This window comes from Pelagibius sp. (assembly GCF_028281305.1).
Lineage (GTDB): Bacteria > Pseudomonadota > Alphaproteobacteria > Kiloniellales > Kiloniellaceae > Pelagibius.
In genome coordinates this window covers 15,472-38,080 of the sequence record NZ_JANQKD010000043.1, presented here as the reverse complement: position 1 = coordinate 38,080, position 22,609 = coordinate 15,472, and the positions used below count along the sequence as shown (strand labels likewise).

21 protein-coding genes and 1 other RNA gene are annotated in these 22,609 nt (G+C 66.8%); 13 read left to right on the top strand and 9 right to left on the bottom strand.

Features of this window, described 5'->3' with window-relative positions; translation table 11 throughout:
• Nucleotides 1–107: 107 nt before the first annotated feature.
• The 7 genes from Q0982_RS10055 to Q0982_RS10025 form a co-directional block, all read right to left on the bottom strand.
• Nucleotides 108–1,037, bottom strand: coding sequence for a glyoxylate/hydroxypyruvate reductase A (locus Q0982_RS10055; protein WP_299394887.1), 930 nt, complete (start codon nucleotides 1,035–1,037; stop codon nucleotides 108–110).
• 30 nt (nucleotides 1,038–1,067) lie between these two features.
• Nucleotides 1,068–2,693 (bottom strand): ABC transporter ATP-binding protein, encoded by a 1,626-nt coding sequence (locus tag Q0982_RS10050; protein WP_299394884.1) that lies wholly within the window; start codon nucleotides 2,691–2,693, stop codon nucleotides 1,068–1,070.
• The gene (locus tag Q0982_RS10045) at nucleotides 2,693–3,844 is read right to left on the bottom strand and encodes an ABC transporter permease (protein ID WP_322096996.1); all 1,152 of its coding nucleotides are present in this window, start codon (nucleotides 3,842–3,844) and stop codon (nucleotides 2,693–2,695) included. The genes Q0982_RS10050 and Q0982_RS10045 overlap by 1 nt, the downstream gene beginning before the upstream one ends.
• Before the next feature lies 1 nt (nucleotide 3,845).
• The gene (locus Q0982_RS10040; RefSeq protein WP_299394882.1) at nucleotides 3,846–4,961 is read right to left on the bottom strand and encodes a microcin C ABC transporter permease YejB; all 1,116 of its coding nucleotides are present in this window, start codon (nucleotides 4,959–4,961) and stop codon (nucleotides 3,846–3,848) included.
• Nucleotides 4,962–5,006: 45 nt separating this feature from the next.
• Nucleotides 5,007–6,845: an extracellular solute-binding protein gene (locus tag Q0982_RS10035; RefSeq protein ID WP_299394879.1), complete on the bottom strand. Its 1,839-nt coding sequence runs from the start codon at nucleotides 6,843–6,845 to the stop codon at nucleotides 5,007–5,009.
• Between the two features lie 238 nt (nucleotides 6,846–7,083).
• Complete coding sequence (gene hisN / locus Q0982_RS10030; protein WP_299394877.1) at nucleotides 7,084–7,887, bottom strand: histidinol-phosphatase; 804 nt, start codon at nucleotides 7,885–7,887, stop codon at nucleotides 7,084–7,086.
• Between the two features lie 115 nt (nucleotides 7,888–8,002).
• The gene (locus Q0982_RS10025; protein ID WP_299394874.1) at nucleotides 8,003–8,551 is read right to left on the bottom strand and encodes a cytochrome c family protein; all 549 of its coding nucleotides are present in this window, start codon (nucleotides 8,549–8,551) and stop codon (nucleotides 8,003–8,005) included.
• A gap of 249 nt (nucleotides 8,552–8,800) precedes the next feature.
• On the opposite strand from Q0982_RS10025, the gene Q0982_RS10020 reads away from it, so the two are divergent.
• The 3 genes from Q0982_RS10020 (at nucleotide 8,801) to Q0982_RS10010 (ending at nucleotide 11,213) form a co-directional block, all read left to right on the top strand.
• Entirely contained in the window at nucleotides 8,801–9,610 is an 810-nt protein-coding gene (locus tag Q0982_RS10020) for a 3-deoxy-manno-octulosonate cytidylyltransferase (RefSeq protein WP_299394871.1), read from the top strand.
• Nucleotides 9,611–9,703: 93 nt separating this feature from the next.
• Entirely contained in the window at nucleotides 9,704–10,579 is an 876-nt protein-coding gene (locus Q0982_RS10015) for a prephenate dehydratase (RefSeq protein ID WP_299394869.1), read from the top strand.
• A 1-nt stretch (nucleotide 10,580) separates the two neighbouring features.
• Nucleotides 10,581–11,213: a hypothetical protein gene (locus Q0982_RS10010; protein WP_299394866.1), complete on the top strand. Its 633-nt coding sequence runs from the start codon at nucleotides 10,581–10,583 to the stop codon at nucleotides 11,211–11,213.
• 111 nt (nucleotides 11,214–11,324) lie between these two features.
• Here Q0982_RS10010 and nudC read toward each other — a convergent pair whose 3' ends face one another.
• Nucleotides 11,325–12,257: an NAD(+) diphosphatase gene (nudC, locus tag Q0982_RS10005; RefSeq protein WP_299394864.1), complete on the bottom strand. Its 933-nt coding sequence runs from the start codon at nucleotides 12,255–12,257 to the stop codon at nucleotides 11,325–11,327.
• A 149-nt stretch (nucleotides 12,258–12,406) separates the two neighbouring features.
• Between nudC and Q0982_RS10000 the strand changes: the two genes are divergently transcribed.
• The 7 genes from Q0982_RS10000 (at nucleotide 12,407) to Q0982_RS09970 (ending at nucleotide 18,849) form a co-directional block, all read left to right on the top strand.
• Nucleotides 12,407–13,129, top strand: coding sequence for a DUF6134 family protein (locus tag Q0982_RS10000; RefSeq protein WP_299394861.1), 723 nt, complete (start codon nucleotides 12,407–12,409; stop codon nucleotides 13,127–13,129).
• Nucleotides 13,130–13,244: 115 nt separating this feature from the next.
• The gene (locus tag Q0982_RS09995; protein ID WP_299394858.1) at nucleotides 13,245–14,069 is read left to right on the top strand and encodes an AraC family transcriptional regulator; all 825 of its coding nucleotides are present in this window, start codon (nucleotides 13,245–13,247) and stop codon (nucleotides 14,067–14,069) included.
• An 89-nt stretch (nucleotides 14,070–14,158) separates the two neighbouring features.
• Nucleotides 14,159–14,257: signal recognition particle sRNA small type (ffs, locus tag Q0982_RS09990), an RNA gene on the top strand.
• Nucleotides 14,258–14,386: 129 nt separating this feature from the next.
• Complete coding sequence (locus Q0982_RS09985; protein ID WP_299394856.1) at nucleotides 14,387–16,267, top strand: DNA polymerase III subunit gamma/tau; 1,881 nt, start codon at nucleotides 14,387–14,389, stop codon at nucleotides 16,265–16,267.
• Nucleotides 16,264–16,587, top strand: coding sequence for a YbaB/EbfC family nucleoid-associated protein (locus Q0982_RS09980; protein ID WP_299394854.1), 324 nt, complete (start codon nucleotides 16,264–16,266; stop codon nucleotides 16,585–16,587). Before Q0982_RS09985 ends, Q0982_RS09980 begins: the two co-directional genes overlap by 4 nt.
• Nucleotides 16,588–16,642: 55 nt before the next feature.
• Nucleotides 16,643–17,236: a recombination mediator RecR gene (recR, locus tag Q0982_RS09975; protein WP_299394851.1), complete on the top strand. Its 594-nt coding sequence runs from the start codon at nucleotides 16,643–16,645 to the stop codon at nucleotides 17,234–17,236.
• Nucleotides 17,237–17,388: 152 nt separating this feature from the next.
• The gene (locus Q0982_RS09970) at nucleotides 17,389–18,849 is read left to right on the top strand and encodes a DUF4139 domain-containing protein (protein ID WP_299394848.1); all 1,461 of its coding nucleotides are present in this window, start codon (nucleotides 17,389–17,391) and stop codon (nucleotides 18,847–18,849) included.
• A 54-nt stretch (nucleotides 18,850–18,903) separates the two neighbouring features.
• On the opposite strand, the gene Q0982_RS09965 is transcribed toward Q0982_RS09970, so the two are convergent.
• The gene (locus Q0982_RS09965; RefSeq protein ID WP_299394846.1) at nucleotides 18,904–20,037 is read right to left on the bottom strand and encodes a DNA recombination protein RmuC; all 1,134 of its coding nucleotides are present in this window, start codon (nucleotides 20,035–20,037) and stop codon (nucleotides 18,904–18,906) included.
• Nucleotides 20,038–20,274: 237 nt separating this feature from the next.
• On the opposite strand from Q0982_RS09965, the gene def reads away from it, so the two are divergent.
• From def to truA, 3 genes are read left to right on the top strand one after another with little or no spacing between them, the layout of a single operon-like run.
• Nucleotides 20,275–20,811: a peptide deformylase gene (def, locus tag Q0982_RS09960; RefSeq protein ID WP_299394843.1), complete on the top strand. Its 537-nt coding sequence runs from the start codon at nucleotides 20,275–20,277 to the stop codon at nucleotides 20,809–20,811.
• 10 nt (nucleotides 20,812–20,821) lie between these two features.
• Complete coding sequence (gene fmt / locus Q0982_RS09955) at nucleotides 20,822–21,823, top strand: methionyl-tRNA formyltransferase (protein ID WP_299394840.1); 1,002 nt, start codon at nucleotides 20,822–20,824, stop codon at nucleotides 21,821–21,823.
• 8 nt (nucleotides 21,824–21,831) lie between these two features.
• On the top strand, nucleotides 21,832–22,605 hold the full coding sequence (gene truA / locus Q0982_RS09950) for a tRNA pseudouridine(38-40) synthase TruA (protein ID WP_299394839.1): 774 nt from the start codon (nucleotides 21,832–21,834) through the stop codon (nucleotides 22,603–22,605).
• The last annotated feature ends 4 nt before the right edge of the window (nucleotides 22,606–22,609 follow it).

Below are 22,609 nucleotides of genomic sequence, written 5' to 3'. Positions count from 1 at the left end.
AACTTCGCCCCTCCCCCCTTTGATGGGGGGAGGTCGGGAGGGGGGTGACGACCTATCCGTCTCACTCGCCGTCATCCCAGATGGTCCTGCGACCCTGACGGAAAGCGTCAGTACCCGCGCTCCATATCGACGACGTGGCGCAGCGGCTCACCGGCTTCCAAGCGGTGGATGTTCGCCACCACGGCCTGGCAGGCGCTTTCCGGAAGGGTCATGCTGGCGATGTGCGGGGTGATGAAGATCCTGGGGTGCGCCCAGAAGGGGTGCTTCTTGGGCAGCGGCTCCTTGCGGAAGACGTCCAGCGTGGCGCCGCTCAGCCGGCCGCTGTCCAGGGCGGCCAGGAGGTCGTCCTCCACCAGGTGGCCACCGCGCCCGACGCTCACCACGGCCGCGCCCTCGGGCAGTTGATCGAAGGTCTCGCGGCAGAGAATGCCCTCGGTCTCCGGCGTCAGCGGCAGCAGGCAGACCAGGATATCGGTCTCGGCCAGGAACTCCCGCAGGCCCTCCTCTCCGTGATAGCAGGAAATGCCGGTGATGCTCTTGGGCGTGCGGCTCCAGCCGGCCAGCTTGAAGCCGAAGGGCATCAGCTTCTCCAGCGCATCGCGGCCCAGCACGCCCATGCCCAGCATGCCGACCTGACGGGCGCCGGCGGCGATCTGCGGGATTTCGCGCCAGAGCTTTTCGGCGCGCTGGCGGGCGTAGTCCAGCATGAAGCGGTGGTGGCCGAGCACGGCATAGGCCACGTACTCCGACATGCCGGCGGTCAGCCCCGGCTCGACCATGCGCACCACCGGCACGCCCTCCGGCAGGTCCGGGTCGCTTGCCAGGTGGTCGATGCCGGCACCGATGGAAAAGATCGCCTTCAGGTTCGGATAGCCCTTCAGCTCCCCCTCCGGCGGCTGCCAGACCAGGGCGTAGTGAATGGCCGCCGGGTCGCCCTCGTAGGGCCAGGTGTGGACGTCAAGCTCGGGATAGGCGCCCGCCAGCGCTTCGGCCCAGGCGGTGCCGCGATCGATATCGGTCTTGATGAGAAGGGCCACGGTGATCCAGGAAAGGGAAGGAATGGGCCCTCAGGTTGCCACAACCCCCTCGACGGCTTCCAGTTCAAATGCCGCCTTCATCAGCGCCTGGGTGTAGGCCTCCTGCGGGGCATCGAAGATCTGTCCGGCATCGCCCTGCTCGACCACCCGGCCATTGCGCATGACGATAACCTCGTCGGCCAGGGCGCGGACGACCTTCAGGTCGTGGCTGATGAAGAGGTAGGCCAGGTTGTGGCGCTGCTGCAGATCGCGCAGCAGATCGACGATCTGCGCCTGCACCGACATGTCCAGCGCCGAGGTCGGCTCGTCCAGCACCACGAAACGCGGCTTCAGCACCATGGCGCGGGCGATGGCGATGCGCTGGCGCTGGCCGCCGGAGAACTCGTGGGGGTAGCGGTGGCGGCTCTCCGGGTCCAGGCCGACCTCCTCCAGTGCGCCGATAATCATCGCCTCGCGCGCATCCTCGCTCTCGCCCATGCCGTGGATCTTCAGGCCTTCGGCGACGATCTGGCCGATGGAGAGGCGCGGGCTGAGCGAGCCGTAGGGGTCCTGAAAGACGATCTGCATGGAGCGCCGCAGGGGCCGCAGGTCCTTGGAGCCCAGGCCCTGGATGGTCTGGCCGTTAAATTGGATCGCGCCTTCGGAAGACAGCAGGCGCAGCAGCGCGAGGCCCAGGGTGGTCTTGCCGGAGCCGCTTTCCCCCACCACGCCGACGGTGTGGCCCTCACGCACCGAAACCGAGATGCCGTCGACGGCGCGCACGTAGTCCACAGTGCGCTTCAGCACGCCCTTCTTGATCGGGAAGTAGACCTTCACGTCGTCGCCGCGGATCACCTCCGGCGCGTCGGCGGCGGCCTCGATGGGGGCACCCTTGGGCTCGGCCGCCAGCAGGCGCTGGGTATAGGGATGCTGCGGGTTCTCGAAGATCGCCTCCTCGTCGCCCTGTTCGACGATCTCGCCCTGGGTCATCACGCAGACCCGGTCGGCCATCTTGCGCACGATGCCCAGGTCGTGGGTGATCATCAGCATCGCCATGCCAAGTTCGCTCTGCAGCTCCTTCAGCAGTTTCAGGATCTGCGCCTGGATGGTGACGTCCAGGGCCGTGGTCGGCTCGTCGGCGATCAGCAGGTCCGGCTCGTTGGCGAGAGCCATGGCGATCATCACGCGCTGGCGCTGGCCGCCGGAAAGCTCGTGCGGATAGGCCGAGAGGCGTTTCACGGCATCGGGGATGCCGACCATCTTCAGAAGCTCAAGCGTGCGCTGGCGCGCTTCGTCCTTGGTCATCCCCTTGTGCAGGATCAGCGTCTCGCGGATCTGCTTTTCCACCGTGTGCAGCGGATTGAGGGAGGTCATGGGCTCCTGGAAGATCATCGAGACCTGGTCGCCGCGCACCTCGCGCAGGGTCTTCTCGTCTGCCCCGATCAGTTCCTGCCCCTTGAAGCGGACGGAACTGCCGGCGGGATGGCGGGCCAGCGGGTAGGGCAGCAGTTGCAGCACCGAAAGCGCGGAGACCGACTTGCCGGAGCCGCTCTCGCCCACCAGCGCCAGGGTCTCGCCCTTGCCGATCTCGAAGCTGACGTTCTTCACGGCGTCGACCGGCGCGCCCGGCATCTGGAAGCGCACGGAGAGATTGCTCACCTGCAGCAGGGGTTCCATCAGTCGTCTCCCCTCGCGGCGGCGGGTCGTGAGGCGTCCAGCGTCTCGGACAGCGTGTCCTCGGCCACCGACGGGCCGGTGAAGAGCTTGCGCGGGTCAAAGGCGTCGCGCACGGCCTCGCCGATGAAGACGAGGAGGCTGAGCATGATGGCGATCACCACGAAACCGGTGAGGGCCAGCCAGGGCGCCTGCAGGTTGGCCTTTCCCTGGGCCAGCAGCTCGCCGAGCGAGGGCGAGCCCGGGGGCAGGCCGAAACCCAGGAAGTCCAATGCCGTCAAGGTCGTGACCGATCCCGAAAGGATGAAGGGCATGAAGGTGATGGTCGCAACCATGGCGTTGGGCAGCACGTGGCGGTACATGATGGTGATGTTGGAGGCACCGAGGGCTCTTGCCGCGCGGACATAGTCGAAGTTGCGCGCGCGCAGGAACTCGGCGCGCACCACGCCCACAAGGCCCATCCAGGAAAACAGCAGCATCAGGATCAGCAGGGGAAAGAACCCCGGTGTGATGACGCTTGCCATGATGATGAGCAGGTAGAGGATCGGCAGGCCCGACCAGATTTCGATGAAGCGCTGAAACAGCAGGTCCGTCCAGCCGCCGAAATAGCCCTGCACGGCCCCGGCCATGACGCCGATGACCGAGGATATGATCGTCAATGCCAGGCCGAAGAGCACGGAGATGCGAAAGCCGTAGATGACCCGGGCGACGACGTCGCGGGCCTGGTCGTCGGTGCCCAGCCAGTGCCGGCTGTCCGGGGCCGTCGGTGCGGGGTCGGCAAGGTCGAAGTCGATGGTGTTGTAGGAGAAGGGGATCGGCGGGTTCACGATCCATCCCTTCTCCTCGATCAGCTCGACGACAAAGGGATCCTTGTAGTCGGTTTCCAGTTCGAACTCGCCGCCGAAGACGGTCTCGGCGTAGGTGAAGAAAACCGGAAAGTGGGGCTTGCCGTCGAACCAGATAAAGAGCGGGCGGTCGTTGGCGATCAGTTCTGCGAACAGCGAGAGGATGAAAATCGGTACCAGGATCAGGGTCGCCCAGTAGCCGCGCTTGTTGGCACGGAAGTTTCCGATGCGCCGCCGGTTTATCTGCGAAATCCGAAAGCCCAGAAAGCGTCCCTCGCCGGTCTTCGCCGCTGCTGCCGGGGTGGTCACATCAGGTCTCCCGGCTTTCGAAATCGATCCGCGGGTCGACGATGGTGTAGGTGATGTCGCCGACAAGCTGCATGAGGAGGCCCAGCAGGGTGAAGAAGTAGAGGGTTGCGAACATGACCGGATAGTCGCGGCTGAGGGCCGCCTCGAAGCCCAGAAGGCCGAGACCGTCGAGGGAGAAAATCACCTCGATCAGCAGAGCGCCGGTAAAGAGAATGGAGACGAAGGCGCCCGGGAAGCCGGCGATCACGATCAGCATGGCATTCCGGAAGACGTGGCCGTAGAGCACGCGCCGCTCGGTCAGCCCCTTGGCGCGGGCGGTCAGCACGTACTGCTGGCCGATCTGGTCGAGGAAGGAATTCTTGGTCAGCATCGTGAGGGTGGCGAAACCGCCGATCACCAGGGCCAGGACCGGCAGCGTGATGTGCCAGAGATAGTCGAGCGCCTGCTCCACCCGCCCAAGATCGTCGAAGTTGTCGGAGGTCAGGCCGCGCAGGGGGAACCAGTCGAGATAGCGTCCGCCGGAGAAGACGACGATCAGCAGGACCGCGAAAATGAACGACGGCACCGCATAGCCGACAATCACCACGCCGCTGGTCCAGACGTCGAAGCGGCTGCCGTCGCGGGTTGCCTTGGCAATGCCCAGCGGAATCGAGATGAGGTAGACCAGCAGTGTCGTCCAGAGGCCGAGCGAAATGGACACCGGCATCTTTTCGATGACCAGGTCGACAACCCGCCGGTCGCGGAAGTAGCTCTCGCCGAAATCGAACTGGATGTAGTTGCCCATCATCAGCAGGAAGCGCTCGTGCATCGGCTTGTCGAAGCCGAACATGCGCTCGATCTCCTTGATGACTTCCGGATCGAGGCCCTGGGCGCCGCGATAGGTCGTGTTGGAACCCCTGTCCCCCGCCGCGCCGCCGCTTGGCTGCGTCTGCTGATTGACGTCGGCGCCGCCGCCGGAGAAGCGCTCGGTCGCGCCCACCGCCTCGCCGCTCAACTCAGCGATCAACTGCTCGACCGGTCCCCCGGGCGCCAGCTGCACGATCACGAAGTTGATGATCATGATCCCGAGCAGCGTCGGGATGATGAGAAACAGCCGCCTGACGATGTAGGCTAGCATAGAGGCTGCAGGCTCTTCGCGAGGGGCGGCACGGAACGCCGCCGGTCAGTTCGTGAGCTTCGCAGCGCGCGCCTCATCGTACCACCAGGTGCTGGAGAAGCCCGCACTGTAACGGCCTGATTTCTCAGGCATGCCGAACTTGTCCCAATAGGCGAACCAGTGCTTGTCCGGATAGTAGACCGGGACCAGGTAGTGGTTCCAAAGCAGGACCCTGTCGAGGGCGCGGGTGGTTGCCTTCAGGGTTTCCAGATCCTCGGCATTGATGATCTGCTCGATCAGCTCGTCGGCAACCGGGTTCTTGATCCCCATGGAGTTTGCCGATCCGCGCAGGCCGGCAGCCTCTGAACCGAAATAGGATCGCAGCTCCGTTCCCGGCGGTGGGAAGAAGTTGAGGCGCCCGGTGCTCAGGTCGAAGTCGAAGTCGTCGCCGATGACCCGCCATTGTGCGGGATCGACCAGCCGGATGGAGGCGTCGATGCCGGCGCGGCGCATGGACTGAACGAAGGGTTCGGCCATCCGCAGGGTCGGCGGCGAGGCGGTGATGATCTGGAGCTGGAACTGTTCGCCGCTTTCGGCGTTCACCAGCCGGTTGTCGCGCAGCTCCCATCCCGCTTCCTTGAAGAGGGCAAGCGCCCGGCGCAGGTTCTGGCGGTTGCGCCCGCTGCCGTCGCTCTTCGGCGGCTCGAATGTCTCGCTCAGAACTTCGGGCGGCAATTGATCGCGGTAGGGCTCCAGGATCGCAATTTCCTCCGGCGTCGGCGGTCCGGAAACGCCGAAATCGGAGTTGGGGAAATAGCTCTTGATGCGCCTGTATTGGCCGTACAGCAGGGTGCGCTGGATCGCCTCGAAGTCATAGAGGTTGACGATCGCTTCGCGGACCCGCTTGTCCTTGAACTTGTCCCGCCTGTTGTTGATGAAAAAGGCGCCGATGCCACGCGGGTTGTTGTTCGGCTTCTCGACCTTGACGATCTGCCCGTTGTTCACCTGGGGAATGTCGTAACCGGTGAACCAGCGTTTGACTTCCCCTTCGCTGCGGTAATCGATCTTGCCGGCCTTGAAGGCCTCGAACTGCACCGTCTGATCGCGGTAGTACTCGTAGCGGATGATGTCGAAGTTGTTGCGCCCGCGGTTCACGGGGAGGTCCGCGGCCCAGTAGTCCTCCACCCGCTCGTAGACGATGGTGCGCCCGGGCTCGGCGCTTTTGATCCGGTAAGGGCCGGAGCCCAGCGGCGGCTCCAGGGTGGTCCTGGAGATATCGCGCGTTTCCCAATAGTGGCGCGGCTGCGGGGAGGTGCCGGCCACGATCGTGATCGGCTTCATGGAATTCCGGGTGCGAAAGTTGAAGCGGATGCGGTGGTCGGAGAGAACTTCCGCGCTTTCGACATCGTCGTAGAACGACTTCAGGAATGGGCGGCCATGCTCGCGGATGGTGTCGAAGGTGAATTTGAAATCGGCAGCCGTAATCGGCACACCGTCGTGAAAACGGGCTTCCGGGCGGATGTTGAAGATTGCCCAGCTCTTGTCTTCCGGATACTCGACGCTCTCGGCAATGACCCCGTAGGCGCTCACCAGCTCGTCGGCAGAGCCTTCCATGAGGCTGTCGTAAATCAGCCCGATGGAGCCGGGAAACTCACCCTTTAGAATGTAGGGATTGAAGGTATCGAACGTGCCGAAGGCGCCCAGCGTAATGGTGCCGCCTTTCGGCGCATCAGGGTTGGCATAGGGCCAATGCTCGATAGTCTCGTCGTAGAGCGGTTCGCCGAACTCCGCGATGGCCCAGGACTTGGTGATGTGTTCGTCGGCGGCGGCGGAGAAGGGGATGAGCCCGGCAAGGCCGAGAGCCATGGCGGCCCGGCGCCATGGAAGACGGAGACTGTCAGTCATTCCTTTGTCCCTTTCCACAATCGCTGCGCGGGCGGCGTGGCCAAGCGATGCACGCGGCCGGCAAGAAACTCTGCGTTGGCTTGTTGTGGCTCAAGCTTTTGTCCCTGTTCTCGAATTCGACTTTAGACCGAATTGGGCGCCGAATCCTCTCGAAACAAGCGTCCTCGCCCTATTGTTACGGCGAATTCATCGCGCCGCAGCAACAAAATGTCGTAACCGGCCCGCCTATCAGCGCCTATCAGGCTGGGGCGAGCAGGGAAACCGCCGCGGCGTGGCAGGCTTTGTCGCCGGCACAGAGCACCCGGCCGTCCGAGTTCAGCGTCAGGGCGCCGCCCTGCCAGTCGGTCATCAGGCCGCCGGCCCCGATGATGACGGGGGCATGGGCCAGATAGTCGTAGGGGGCCAGGTCGGCTTCGATGACGATGTCGGCAAAGCCGCTGGCCAGAAGGCCGTAGTTGAAGCAGTCGCCGCCGTAGAGGGTCAGCTTGGCGGCTGCGCGCAGGCGGTGGAACGCGGGCTCGTTGGCGCCCTGGAACATCTCCGGCGCGGTGGAGAGGATGGTGGCCGCTTGGAGGTCTGGGCAGGGCCGGACCCGCGCCTCGCGCTGGCCCTGGCGGTCGCTGAAGACCGTGGGTCGCCCGGCGGCGCCCAGCCAGCGCTCTTCCAGAACAGGCATGTCGATGACGCCGAGGATCGGCTGCTTGTGGCGCAACAGGGCGATCAGGCTGCCGAAGAGCGGGTTGCCGGTGATGAAGCGCTTGGTGCCGTCGATGGGGTCCAGCACCCAGACGAACTCGGCCTCCGGGTTCTCGGTGCCGTACTCTTCGCCGACGATCCCATGGTCCGGAAAGGCCGTGGCGATGATCTCCCGCATGACCGCTTCCGCCTCGCGGTCGGCGCGGGTCACCGGGCTTTCGTCGGCCTTGTCTTCGATGGCCAGGCCCTGGCGGAAGTACTGTCGGGCGACGGTCCGGGCTGCGTCGGCCATCGCCCCGGCCTGCTCGATAAAGGCCTCAGGACAGGCTTCGGGGGATTGGCCCATGGACCCAAGTCTCCGCTGAAGAACTGAAAAGCGGTCCGTCAGGCTATCCCCGGCGGGCCGCTCGGTCAGACTGGATTTGCAAAGCTTATTGGGCCAAAGCTCACTGGGCCAAAGCTCACTGGGGCAGGGGTGCCGGACTACCGCTCAGCCCACGCATGTAGGCGATGATGTCGGCACGCTCCTGCTCGCTGCGCAGGCCGGCGAAGGACATCTTGGTGCCCGGCGCCCAGTCGCGCGGCCGGTGCAGGAAGCCGTTCAGGTTCTCGTAGTCCCAGACCTGATCGGCTTTCTCCAGCAAGGCATCGGAAAACGAATAGCCTTCGTAGCTGGTGATCTGGCGGTTGACGATGTCGTAGAGGTTGGGGCCGACCTTGGTGGGGCCGCCCTCGTCGAAGCTGTGGCAGGCGGTGCACTTCCGGGCCACGCTCTCGCCAGCGGCGGGGTCGGCGGAGGCCAGCAGCGGTCCGATGGGCTCCAGCGCCGGGGGTGCCTCGGCGACCTCGGCCGCCGGGGCGTCGCCCTCCGCTCCGGCCACCGTGTAGACGTTCTCCTCCAACTGCTCGGGATGGTAGAGAAGTTCTGCGGCGAATCCGGAGAACATGGCGATAACGCCGGCGGTCAGCAGCGCGGCGGCAATCTTGTTCGATTCCAACGAAGAAGCCATGGACAAACCCTTGCTTTCCCTCTGTTCCGGGCCGGACAATAGCCGTGCAAATCCGGGCATTCAATAGTTCGCGCCGCGTTATGGCGCCGCAGGTATACAAAAGGGGCGTGAAAAAAGCCTTTTCATAGCAGGCGAAGGCGGACAGGCTCCTCCCGCGGTCCCGCCACCGGCGGTTCCTGCGCGGGCATCGCGCAGGCCGCGAATCCGTCAGCCCCGAACTCTCGCCTTTCAGAAACCCGCATACACCCCATGGTCTCCGAGTCCTCGTCCGTGCCGAGCGCGCCGCGCAACCCCATCGTCCTGATTCCGGCCCGGCTGGCCTCGGTGCGCCTGCCGGACAAGCCCCTGGCCGATCTCCACGGCGAGCCCATGATCGTCCACGTCTGGCGCCGCGCGATGGAGGCCGAGGTGGGGCCGGTGGCGGTGGCCTGCGCCGAGCCGGCAATCGCCGCGGCGGTCGAAGCGGCGGGCGGCCGGGCGGTGCTGACGCGCCCCGATCACCCCAGCGGCTCCGACCGCATCTTCGAGGCGCTGCAGGCCATCGACCCGGAAGGCCGCCACGACGCCGTGGTCAATCTTCAGGGTGACCTGCCGACGGTGGAGCCGGCATTGGTGCAGGCGGTCCTGCGCGCCCTGGCCGACCCTGCCGTGGACATCGGCAGCCTGGTGGTCGAGATCCGCGATCCCGAGGAGCGCCGCAACCCCAACGTCGTGAAGGCCGCCGTCAGCTTTGCCGAGGGCGCCGAGCTGGCCCGGGCGCTCTACTTCAGCCGTGCCCCGGTGCCCTACGATCTCTGGGATTTTGATCCCAAAGAAGCCGCTGTGGCTCAGCCGCTCTACCACCACATCGGCATCTACAGCTATCGGCGCGAGGCCCTGGCGCAGTTCGTTGCGCTGCCGCCCTCGCCCCTCGAACAGCGCGAGCGGCTGGAGCAGCTCAGGGCCCTGGAAGCGGGGCTGCGCCTGGATGTGGCCCGCGTTGACACCCTGCCGCTCGGCGTCGATACTCCCGCCGATTTGGCCCGGGCGCGGGCCCTTCTCGCGCCAACCGGGGGATAAGGGCCGCTTAGAAAGTCAGTCTCTCGGGCGGCGGTCCCGCGCGCCCTATCCAACACGAATGTCTGGCCCAACACGAAAGAAGGTTTGAAGTCCATGGTGGAGGCCCCCGCAGCGGCGGCGTCGCAGAACACGATCGCCTTTCAGGGCGTTCCCGGTGCCTATTCGGACATGGCCTGCCGGGCCGTGTTTCCGGAGATGACGACGCTGTCCTGCGTTTCCTTCGAGGACACCTTTGCCGCCGTACGCGACGGGCGGGCGCGGCTGGCCATGATCCCCATCGAGAATTCCAGCGCCGGGCGGGTCGCCGACATCCACCACCTGCTGCCGGAATCCGGCCTGCACATCGTCGGCGAGCACTTCCAGCGGGTGGAGCATCAGCTTCTGGCGCCCAAGAACACGACGCGCGACCAGGTGAAGACGGTCCACAGCCATGTCCAGGCGCTGTCCCAGTGCCGCCACTTCACCCGGCGCGAGGGGCTGATGCCGGTCTCTCACGCCGATACCGCCGGCGCGGCGGCGGAGGTGGCCGAGCTGGGCGATCCCACCCGCGCCGCCCTGGCCTCCAGATTGGCGGCCGAGATCTACGACCTGCAGATCCTGGCCGGCGACGTCCAGGACACCGACCACAACACCACCCGCTTCCTGATCATGGCGGAGGAGCCGATCGACCCGCCGATGCACAACGGGCTGGTCATCACCACCTTCGTCTTCCGCGTCCGCTCGGTCCCCGCCGCCCTCTACAAGGCTCTCGGCGGTTTCGCCACCAACGGCATCAACATCACCAAGCTGGAAAGCTACATCATCGACGGCAGCTTCACGGTGGCCCAGTTCTACGCCGATATCGAGGGCCATCCGGACGACCGCATGGTGCGCCTGGCGCTGGAGGAACTCAGCTTCTTCTCCCGCGAGGTGAAGATCCTCGGCGTCTATCCCGCCGATGCCTTCCGCGGCCGCACCAACGGCGAGTAGTATGAATAAAGCGGCAACTATCCTGGCTTTGGCCTTAGTTGCGATCGTGCCGGCTTCTGCAGAAGCCGGCGCTCTAGATGATGAGTACTACAGAAACAAAGCGCAAAAGCATCTCCAGCTTGCCTCGATCTGGCTCATCGAGGAAGGGGTCTTAACGTTCAGGGAGTCTGGAAAAGAAGGCATTCACCGGAAGCTGGTCGATGAATGGGGCGTACAGATTTGGGTCGATCCCTGGATTGAATCAGATCGCTACATCAATGCCTTTTGGATCAAGGCGAGAGGCATCAATCACGACATCATAAACTTCCATCGCGAGCGCCTTCCTTCCGGCATTTACGAGTTCTGGGTAGTCAAGATTGACGGAAAAGACTGGTCTGGTGTCGGCAGCTCGGCGAATTTCCATGTGGCCAGAACGGATGATATCTATGGCCGACGGGTCATTCTCGAGAGCAGTGATCAGTTCATCCAGGAGTACACTGTCGACGACAACACAAGCATCAGCTTTCCAGTCGACGATCCAAGGATACTCTATGAGTTGCAGGCGTGGCGATACCCGGAGAACTTCGAGAACTCAGACATCGACGAAACAAGAGCCGAAATGAAATCCGATGGCTCTATTGAGCTCATAAAGTAGCCCTGCATTACCGATTGGGTCATCGCCTGACCCGGCCTCCCCGTCTGAGCCCGCGGGGGTGCGCGCCAAGGCAGTGGGCTCGAACCGCGCCGGCGCAAGCCGACACTCCAGCTAACCCTCCGCCAGCCAATCGTTCACCAGGCGCCGGGCGATGGAATCAGGACGCGGCAGCTTGAAGGTCTCGTCCTCCGGCGAGGCGCGCAGTTGGTCGCGGGTGTACCAGGCCGCGCTCTCCAGTTCGTCCTCCGCGGTATCCAGCGGGCCGAAGTCGGCGCGGGCGTAGAAGCCCAGCATGATGGAGGACGGGAAGGGCCAGGGCTGGGAGGAGTGGTAGACCACGTCCTCGACGGCGACCGGCAGGTTGACCTCCTCCAGGATCTCGCGGGCGACCGCCTCCTCCAGGCTCTCGCCGGGCTCGACGAAGCCGGCCAGAGTGGAGTGCATCCCCGGCGGCCAGATGGGCTGGCGGCCCAGGACGCAGCGTTCGCCGCCGTCGTGCACCAGCATGATGACCGCCGGGTCGGTGCGCGGGAAATGAACGGCGCCGCAGGCGGGGTTGGTGCAGCGGCGCTGGTGGCCGGCCTTCTCGCTGACCGTGGGGCTGCCGCAGACCCCGCAGAAGCCGTGGCGGGCATGCCAGTGCACGAGGCCGCGGGCATAGGCCAGGATGGCGGAGTCGCAGCGGTTCATGACCGGGCCGACGGCGCGCAGGTCCTGAAAGGCGCCCTGCCGCGCCAGCACCGGGTCGTCCTCCGGCGTCTCCAGGTGGGAGAGGTCGACGGCCAGATAGGGCACGTCGCTGCGCAGCCCGAGGAACATGTGCTCGCGCGCCACCGCCACCAGATGCCCCGCGTCGCGCCGGCGCAGCCAGACCGCCTCGGCCTCGGCGGCGATCAGGTGCTTGTTGCGCCAGACCGGCACGATAATGCAGTCCGGATCGCTGACCAGCCGGTCGATGAAGGTCGCATCGGCGCGGCGCTGGTCGATCCTGTCGAGGGGGACGCCGGCGTAGAAGTTCGGCGCGGGAGACTTGCGTGGGGACATGATGGGGCCAGCTTGCCCGGGCTTTAGACTCGTGGCAATGGGCTCGTGGCAATCGCCCTTTCGGTCACCGAAGCGTGATCCCGGCATCCTGCGGGGCGTACAGGCTGCGCCTTGAACCGCCGGCGCCCTTGGGTCAGGCTGGCAGCCGTATGACCGGTTCAAACACGACTGCGTCCGAACGGGCTGTGTGCGCCGACATCAACCGGCGCCGGGCGCTGCGCCTTGGCGGCGCTTCCGCGCTGGCCGCTGCGGGCCTGCTCGGGGCGGGCCGGCCGTTCGGTGCTGCTGCCGCCGACCTGGTGCCGCAGGACAAGGCCTGGCGCTTCCTGGTGCTGCGCCACGGCTCGGTGATCGGCGAACACCGCTTCGACTTTTCGCGCCGCGACGGCGACTTCATCGTCGAGGTCGCCATCGACATTTCGGTCGGTGTGCTCGGCGTCACGCTGTTCCGCTTCACCCACCGCGCCGAGGAGGTCTGGCGCGACGGCTGGCTGCAGGCCCTCACCTCGGCCACCGACGACGACGGTCGTCTCTGGCGGGTGCAGTCCCTGCGCAGCGACGGCGCCCTGCGCGGCACCGTCAACGACGTTGGTTTCGACGTCTCCGGCTTTGTCGTGCCCGCCAGCCTCTGGCACCGCGACACGCCGAAGACCCAGGTGCTCTTCGGCACCATCGACGGGCGTACCAAAGTCGTGAATACAAGGCTGGTCGGCGAGGAGGCGGTGGAAGTTGCCGGCCGGCCGCGCCAGGCCCGCCATTTCCGGCTCACCGGCGAGATCGAGCGCGACGTCTGGTACGACGCCGACTGCGGCATCGCCCGCGTCACCTTCCCCGCCCGCGATGGCTCCCTCATCACGTTGGAACGCCAGTAAACTGAAGCGGCAGCACGCGGAGGGGCCGCAACCGCGATCAAGCGCGCCCGCGCCACAGCCGCTATAGCTTGCCCCGGTTTCTTGTGGATGCAGAGCGACGGATGTGACCAACCCCGTGAGCAAGGCCATCTGGTTCATCGAAACCCAACTGGCCGAAGACATCTCCCTCGACGAGATTGCGGCGGTCGCCGGGGTCTCTCGTTTCCAGATGTCACGGGCCTTCAGCCTGGCCACCGGCTGGTCGCTCGCCCGCTACCGCCGGGGGCGCCGGCTGGCGGAGGCGGCCCGGTGCCTGGCGGAGGGGGCGCCCGACATCCTGGCGGTCGCCCTCGATGCCGGCTACGGTTCGCACGAAGCCTTCACGCGCGCCTTTCGCGAGCACTTCGGGCTTACGCCGGAGCAGCTTCGCGCACGGCGCAGTCTCAACACGCTCGAACTGGTGGAGCCATTGAAAATGGATGAGGACTTTATCGAGGGTTTGGAGCCGGCCCGCTTCGAGGACGGCCGGGCCCTACTCGTGGCCGGCCTCGGCGCGCGCTATGACTGGGAATCCAGCAAGGGCATTCCGGCACAGTGGCAGCGCTTCAACGCCTGTGCGAGCCAACTGCCGAGCCAGATCGGCCAGGTGGCCTATGGGGTCTCCTGCAACAGCGACGGGGCCGGCAACTTCGATTACATCTGCGGGGTCGAGGTAGCGGACTTCGACGAACTGCCGGCCGACTTCGCCCGCCTGCGCATTGCCCCGCAGCGCTATGCCGTCTTCGCCCACCGCGATCATATCTCGACGATCCGCCGGACGGTGAACACGATCTGGAACAAATGGCTCCCCGGATCCGGCTATGAGATGGCCGATGCACCGGATTTTGAGCGCTACGACAAGGACTTCGATCCCGAAACCGGGGATGGCGGGTTGGAAATCTGGATCCCGATCAAGGCCTAGATGCGGGGCTCCGCCGGGGCTTTCGGGCGCCTGCCGAAAGCCATCCGTGGGCCTTGCCCTCCCGCCCGCGATGCTCGATATTGACGGTGGGAGGTTGGCTGCGGACGTATCGCTCGCCAACCCGGTCAGGTCCGGAAGGAAGCAGCCGTAACGAGTTTCCGATGCGGGTCGTTTGTCCAACCTCCCACCTTAAGCTATTGACCGGGTTGAGCTTTGTCGCTTGAAGGCTACGGGTCCGGCCCGGACCGAAGTCCACCCGGATGAACCCGCCGGATGAACCCCCCGGATAACCTCCCGGAAAGCCCCCGGACAGCTTTATGAGCGACGCCAGCAGCGACAGAGACGAAGCCAGCCTCTATCGGGTGCTCGCCCGCAAATACCGCCCCAGCAGCTTCGCCGACCTGGTCGGCCAGGAAGCGCTGGTCCGCACCCTCACCAACGCCATCGAGACCGGCCGCCTGGCCCATGCCTTCGTGCTGACCGGCGTGCGCGGCGTTGGCAAAACCACGACGGCGCGCATCATCGCGCGGGCGCTCAACTGTGTGGGGCCGGACGGATCCGGCGGGCCCACCCCCGCGCCCTGCGGTGTCTGCGAACACTGCCGGGCGATCGCCCAGGACCGCCATGTCGACGTGATCGAGATGGACGCCGCCAGCCGCACCGGTGTCGCCGATATCCGTGAGCTGATCGAGGGCGTGCGCTACCGCCCGGTGCAGGCGCGCTACAAGATCTACATCATCGACGAAGTGCACATGCTCTCCACCAGCGCCTTCAACGCCCTGTTGAAGACCCTGGAAGAACCGCCGGAGCACGTCGTCTTCATCTTCGCTACGACCGAGATCCGCAAGGTGCCGGTCACCGTCTTGTCGCGCTGCCAGCGCTTCGATCTGCGCCGGCTCGCGCAGGAGGAACTGGCCGCCCTCTTTACCCGCATCGCCGGGGAAGAGAACGTGACGGTGGAGGCGGAGGCCCTGGCGATGATTGCCCGGGCCGCCGACGGTTCGGCGCGCGACGGCCTCTCCCTGCTGGACCAGGCGATCGCGCTGGGCGGCGGCACCACGGTCAGCGCCGAGCAGGTGCAGGCCATGCTGGGCCTGGCCGACCGGGCGCGCATCTTCGATCTCTTTACCGCGGTGGTCACCGGCAAGGTGCCGGAAAGCCTGGAGATCCTGGCCGGCCTCCATGCCGCCGGCGCAGACCCGGCGGTGGTGATCCAGGACCTGCTGGAGCTGTCCCACTTCCTCACCCGGGCCAAGCTGGTCCCCGCCACGCTCGATGCGCCGGGTCAGCCGGAGACCGAGCGGGTGCGCGGGCGCGAATTGTCCGAGCGCCTCAGCATGGCCAGCCTGGCGCGCATCTGGCAGATGCTTCTGAAGAGCCTGGGCGAGGTGCAGAGCGCGCCCATCCCCCTTCAGGCGGCGGAAATGGCCCTGATCCGTCTGGCCTATGCCAGCGAGTTGCCGACACCGGCCGACCTGGTGCAGCGCCTGACCGCGGACGCCGGCGCAGCGGCCTCCGCTGCCGGCGGCAAGGCCGCACCCGCTGCACGGCCGCCGGCGCAGGAGCCTTTCGCCGGCCCGCCGGAGGCGGGACCCGATGTTGGCCCAGATGGGGGACCCCAGGCCGCGGCACCCCCGCCGCCACGCGACCAGCCGGCGCCGATGACCGACGGATCGCCCCAGGCCGCCCTGGCCCAGCCGCTGGAAGAGACGTTCGACCTGCTGCCGGAGGCGGTTTCGCAGCCGTCCCCGGGGCCCGACGATAAGACGCCCCGGAGCTTCGCCGAGGCGGTGGCCCTTGTGCGCGGCGCGCGCGAGACCATGCTGGCCAACCACCTGATGGACGATGTGCATCTGGTCAGCTTCGAACCCGGACGCATCGAGATCAACGTCCGTGAAGAAGCGCCACCCAACTTGGCGAACCGCTTCGGCGCGGTGCTGGAGGAGATCTGCGGCAGCCGCTGGATCATCGCCATTTCCCAGGAGGCGGGCGCGCCGACCCTGCGCGAGCAGGAGCGCGCCGCGGAGGCCGGCAAGCGGGCGACTGTGATGGAACATCCCCTGGTCAAGGCGGCGCTGGAGACCTTTCCGGATGCCGAACTGGTCGCGCGCCGCGACGGCACGAGACAGACGGGCGCCGCGGAGACCGCCGCCCGTGACGACGAGAGTCGTAAAGAAAAAGGAGAGGGCGAAGCATGAAAAACCTGGGCCAGATGATGAAACAGGCGCAGGAGATGCAGGCCAAGATGGCCGAGATGCAGGAGAAGTTGGGCGAGCTCGAGGTCTCCGGCCAGGCCGGTGCCGGCATGGTGACCGCGACGTTGAACGGCAAGTCCGAGCTGCGCGGCCTGAAAATCGACCCCTCCCTGGTCGATCCCAGCGACGTGGAGGTTCTGGAAGACCTCATCGTCGCCGCTGTGAACGATGCCAAGGCCAAGGTGGAGGTCAGGGTCGCCGAGGAAATGCAGAAGGTGACCGGCGGGCTCAGTCTGCCGCCGGGCATGAAGCTGCCCTTCTGACCGGCCCGCTTCTGCGCGCCTTTCTCATGCTCCTGCGCTTCGGATCCAACCGCCGATGATTGCCGGCGACCTCGACCGCCTGATTCAACTGCTGGCCCGACTGCCGGGCTTGGGGCCGCGCTCGGCGCGCCGGGCGGTCCTCCATCTGATGAAAAAGCGCGAAGCGCTGATGCTGCCGCTGGTCGATGCCATGGGCAAGGCGGCGGAGGCCATCACCGTCTGCAGTACCTGCGGTAACCTCGATACGCAGGATCCCTGCGGCATCTGCCAGGACCCTAAGCGCGATGGACGCCTGCTCTGTGTGGTGGAGGAGGTGGCCGATCTCTGGGCGCTGGAACGCAGCGGCGCCTTCAAGGGGCGCTACCATGTCCTCGGCGGCACGCTCTCGGCCATCGACGGGCGTGGGCCCGACCAGCTCCACATGGCCAAGCTGATCGAGCGCGTCGAAGGCGGCGGCGTCGAGGAGGTCATCCTGGCGCTCTCGGCCACCGTCGACGGCCAGGCCACCGCCCACTACGTGACAGACCGCCTCGCCGGCGGCGCGGTGAAGCTCTCCCGCCTGGCCCACGGGGTGCCGGTGGGCGGCGAGCTGGACTACCTCGATGACGGCACCCTGACCGCCGCCTTGAAGGCGCGGCGGCCGGCCTGAAGAAACGGGCGACAGCCAGGCTGCGCCGGTTGCGCCCCAATGTCGCGGTTGCGCCCCAATGTCGCGGTTGCGCCCAAGTGCTGCCGCAATTGCTTGGCAGGCTCCCGCCGCGCCGCCGCACCGCAGGTATTGAACGAGGTTAGAAAAAGACAATGGCATCCCTGACGACGATGTTCGGGCGAAACGCGCGCTTCCTGCGCCGCCGCGCCGCTCTGGCGATCACTGCGGCGGCGGTTCTGGCCGCCTCTGCACTGCCGGCGGCGGCTCAGGAAGCGCGCCTGACGGCGGAGGGGCGCGAGGCCCTGGCGCTGACGATCTACGAGCAGGACCTGGCGCTGGTCAGCGAGCAACGGCGCGTGAACTTGGCTGCCGGCGAGTCCCAGTTGGCGATCGAGGATGTGAGCAACCTGCTGCGGCCCGAGACCGTGCTGCTGAGCGCTCCGGGCCTCCGGGTTCTGGAACAGAGCTTCGTCGCCGATCTGCTGACCCCGCAGCGGCTCCTGGAGGCATCCCTTGGCAAGACCGTCCGCCTTATCCGGACCCACCCGGAAACCGGTGCCGACACGGTCTTCGACGCCGAGGTGCTCTCCCTGGCCGGCGGCCTGGTGCTGAGGGTGGACGGACAGATCGAGATCTCGCCGCCGGGGCGGATCGCCTTTGCGGAGCTGCCGCCGGGCCTGCGCAGCGAGCCGGCGCTGCTCGCCCGCCTGGCCAGCCAGACGGCCGGGGAACAGGCCTTGCAGCTTGCCTATCTGACCTCCGGGCTGTCCTGGCGCGCCGACTACGTGGCACGGCTGAACGAGGCCGACGATACCCTCGACCTCCAGGCCCTCGCCACCTTGACCAACGGGACGCGCAGCGACTTTCCGGCGGCTGATCTGCGGCTGGTGGCCGGCCAGGTGAATCAATCGGTCCGCCCGCGGATGATGGCGCGGCAGGAGATGGAGGCGGCCATGCCCCAGGCCATGGCGGTGCCGGCCGATGTGGCGCGCGCACCGCAGTCGGCCTCGGACCGCTACGTCTACAGCGTGGCCCTGCCGGTCACCCTGCTGCGCGGCGAGACCAAGCAGGTGCCGCTGATGAGCGCCGCTGGGGTCAAGGTCACCCGCGAGTACCGCTTTGACGGTCTTGCCGTGGGGAATCCGAACATCGAGGAGATCGGCCCGGTCTCCGCGGCCCTGGTCATGGAGCTTGAGAACTCTGCCGACCTCGGGCTCGGCGCCCCGCTGCCGTCGGGGGTGGTGCGGATCTACGGGCCCGGGCCCGGCGGCCAGCCCCTTTTCCTGGGTGAGGACCGCATGGCCCAGACGTCGGAGGGCGAAACCGCGCGGCTCAGCCTGGGCCGGGCCTTCGACGTCACCGCGCGGGCCACGCGCACAGCCTTCGAGCGGCTGTCCCAGCGCAGCTACGAGACCGGCCAGCGTATCGTTGTGAAGAACGCCAAGGCCGAAGCGGTGGAGGTGCTGGTCGGCGGCACCTTGCCCCAGGGCTGGTCGATGCTGGAGGAAAGCGCGGCCCACGAGAAGGAGAGCGCCAACCGCATCGTCTGGCGCCTGCAGGTCCCGGCCGGCGGCGAGGCGGAGGTCAGCTACCGCATCAGAGTGTCGAATTAAGCAAATTCACGTTAATTTGCAGATATCGGCGAATTTAACTTAAAATAAGTCAATTCAGTGTTTGGTGATCTGGGGCGGCGGCGCTGAGGCCGGTTCCAGGGTGGCGGCGGCGCCGTCGTCCTCCAGCTCCAGCTCGCCGATCTTCTCGCCGCGGCGCAGGATCTTGCCGGAGGAAGTGCGGATCTCGTGGATGTCCCGGCGGGCCATCTCGAAGTGGCTCTCCAGGTTGTTCACCCGTTTGTCCAGGCGCAGGACGTCGCCCATCATCTTCTCCACCTCGGTCTGGATGATGCCCGCCTGCTCGCGCATGCGCACGTCTTTCAGCACCGCCCGCACCGTGTGCAGGGTCGCCATCAGGGTGGTGGGGGAGACGATCCAGACCCGTGCCTTGTAGGACTCCTCGACGACGCTGCGGAAATTGGCGTGCAGTTCGGCATAGACCGCCTCGCTGGGCAGGAACAAGAGCGCCGATTCCGCCGTCTCGCCGGCCAGGATGTAGCGCGCCGCGATGTCCTGGACGTGGCGCTTCAGATCCTGGGCGAAGGCGCGGCGGGCGGGCGCCAGGGCGGCCTCGTCGCTGCCCGCGGCACGCAGGGCCTCATAGCTTTCCAGCGGGAACTTGGCGTCGATGGCAATCGGCCCCGGCGGATTGGGCAGATTCAGCAGGCAGTCGGGCCGCCGACCGTTGCCCAGCGTCGCCTGGAAGGCGTAGGCCGAGGGCGGCAGCGCCGCCTCCACCAGGTCGCGCAGCTGCACCTCGCCGAAGGCGCCGCGCGCCTGCTTGTTGGCCAGGATGTCCTGCAGCCCCACCATCTGGCCGGACAGCTCCGCCAGGTTCTGCTGCGCCTTGTCGATCACGGCCAGGCGCTCGCGCAGCTCGGTCAGGGTGGTCTGGCTCTTGGTCGCGCTCTCGTTCAGGCGGTCGCCGACGCGCTTGGAGAAGCTCTCCAGCCGGTCCTCCACCGCCTTGGCCATCTGGCGTTCCTGGGCCTGAAGCTGATCGGTGATCCGGGCCTGCACCGCGGCCTGACTTTCCGCCATCTGGGCCAGACGGCCCGTCAGGGCGGCCAACTCGCCTTCGCGCACGCCGTGATGGGCTGATCGCTGCCGCTCGCGCAGCAGGAACAAGCCCAGAACGACTGCGACGGCGGTCGCCACGACGGCAACGAGAATCACCAGGGAATCCATGGTGCGACTCCGAAAGAGAACAGAACGCGAATCGAAGACTAACACAGCACGACGTCCCGGCCTAAGCAAGCTGCCTGGGCGGACTGTCCGGCACGCTCACCTTCGATCCCTTGGCCCCCTAACGCCTTGGTCCCCATTTCCTTGACCCTGGGCCCTGCAGACAATACCTAGTGCCTGACCGGCGCAGCGCGGCGGCGCCAAATACCGGCAACCATCAGCAACTCCAGCGATCCGACCATGGCCCTGCTTCCCATCATCACCGCCCCCGATCCGCGCCTGAAGAAGGTCTGCGCGCCTGTGGAGGCGGTGGACGACGAGATCCGCCGGCTGATGGATGACATGCTGGAGACCATGTACAACGCCCCGGGCATCGGCCTGGCGGCACCGCAGGTGGGGGTGCTGAAACGGGTGATCGTCGTTGACGTCGCCGGCGAGGACGAGGAGCGGGCGCCGCTTTTCATGGCCAATCCGGAACTCACCTGGGTCTCCGACGACGATTCCAACTACGAGGAAGGCTGTCTCTCCCTGCCGGAGCATTACGGCGACGTGGTCCGCCCGGCGGCCATCACGGTGCGCTACCTGGACCGCGAGAACGAGATCCGCGAGCTGAAGGCCGAAGGGCTGCTGGCCACCTGCATCCAGCACGAGATGGATCACCTGGAAGGCATCCTCTTCGTCGATCACATGACCGCACTGAAGCGCAACATGATCCTCCGCAAGCTCTTGAAGGCCAAGAAGGCGGACAAGCCGCTGGCGAGCTACGCCACGGCCTGAGTCCGGCCCGATGGCCCCACAGTCGGCACACAGCACCCGTTCTTCAGGCATCCGCCAGGGCAAACCCCTGCGTGTGGCCTTCATGGGAACCCCGGACTTTGCCCTGCCGGCGTTGGAGGCCATCGCCGAGGCGGGGCACGAAATCGTGGCCGCCTACACCCAGCCGCCGCGCCCGGCCGGGCGCGGGCAGAAATTCCGCCCCTCCCCCGTCCAGGCCCTGGCCGATTCCCGGGGCTGGCCGGTTCGAACGCTGAAAACCCTGCGCACCGAAGCTGCGGCCCTCGCCTTTGCCGACCTGCATCTCGACGCGGCCGTTGTAGCGGCCTACGGCCTCATCCTGCCGCCCGCGATCCTCTCGGCGCCCCGCTTCGGCTGTTTGAACATCCATGCTTCCCTGCTGCCCCGCTGGCGCGGGGCGGCCCCCATCCAGAGGGCCATTCTGGCCGGCGACCAGAAGACCGGAATCACCATCATGCAGATGGACGCGGGCCTCGATACCGGTGCCATCCTGCTGCAGGAAAGCCTGGCCATCGGGCCGGACACCAATTCCCAGCAGCTCCACGATGCGCTCGCGGCCTTGGGCGCGCGGCTCATTGTCGAGGCCCTGGCCGGCGTCGCGCGCGGGCGCCTGCAGGCCCAGCCGCAGCCGGCCTTCGGCGTCACGTACGCCGAAAAGCTGGAGAAGAGCGAAGGCCGTCTCGACTGGTCAGAGCCGGCGGCGGAGCTGGATCGCCGTGTCAGGGCCTTCACGCCCTGGCCCGGTGCCTTCTTCGAGGTGGAGCACGACGGCAAGGCGGAACGGGTGAAAGTGCTGGCCGCCACGCCGCTGCCGCAGGGCGGACCGCCCGGCGCGGTGCTGGACCAGGCCCCCACCATTGCCTGCGGCGCCGGCGCCTTGCGGCTGCTGCAGGTTCAGCGGGCCGGGCGCGCGGCGATGTCGGCGGAGGCTTTTCTGCGCGGCTTCGACCTCGCCACCGGCAGCCGCCTGCCGCTCGGCCCGGCTGCCGGGTAGCCGCCGGCGTGTCGCGCTTCCAGATCATCGTCGAGTACGACGGCGGCGCCTTCGTCGGCTGGCAGCGCCAGACGAACGGCCCATCCGTCCAGGCCGCCTTGGAGGAGGCCGTGACCCGCTTTTGCGGCGAGACCGTGCTGGTCGAGGGGGCCGGGCGCACCGATGCCGGGGTCCACGCCCTGGCACAATCGGCGCACCTGGATCTGGCGAAGGAGGCGGAGCCGGACCGCGTGATGGCCGCCCTGAACTTTCACCTGAAGCCGGCACCGGTGGCGGTGCTGGCGGCGCGCCGGGTGCCGGCGGACTTTCACGCCCGCTTTTCCGCCGACCGCCGCGCCTATCGCTACCGCATCGTCAATCGCCGCGCGCCCCTGGCGCTGGAGCGCGGCCAGGCCTGGTTCGTGCCCCAGCCGCTGGACGCTGCCGCCATGCATGCGGCGGCCCAGGTACTGGTGGGGCAGCACGACTTCACGTCATTCCGGGCCAGCGAGTGCCAGGCCAAGTCGCCAGTGAAAACCCTCGACCGCCTGGATGTCACGTCCCGGGCCGACAACGTCGGCCAGACCATCGAAATCCACGCCGAGGCGCGCTCCTTCCTGCATCACCAGATCCGCAACTTCGCCGGTTCGCTGAAGCTGGTGGGCGGGGGCAAGTGGCGCGCCCGGGACCTGCAACGCGCCCTGGAGGCGCGCGACCGCGCGGCGGCCGGCCCCACGGCGCCTGCCTGCGGCCTCTTTCTCACCGAGGTCGGCTATCCCGAGGAAGCTTTCGAGGGATCGTGACCAG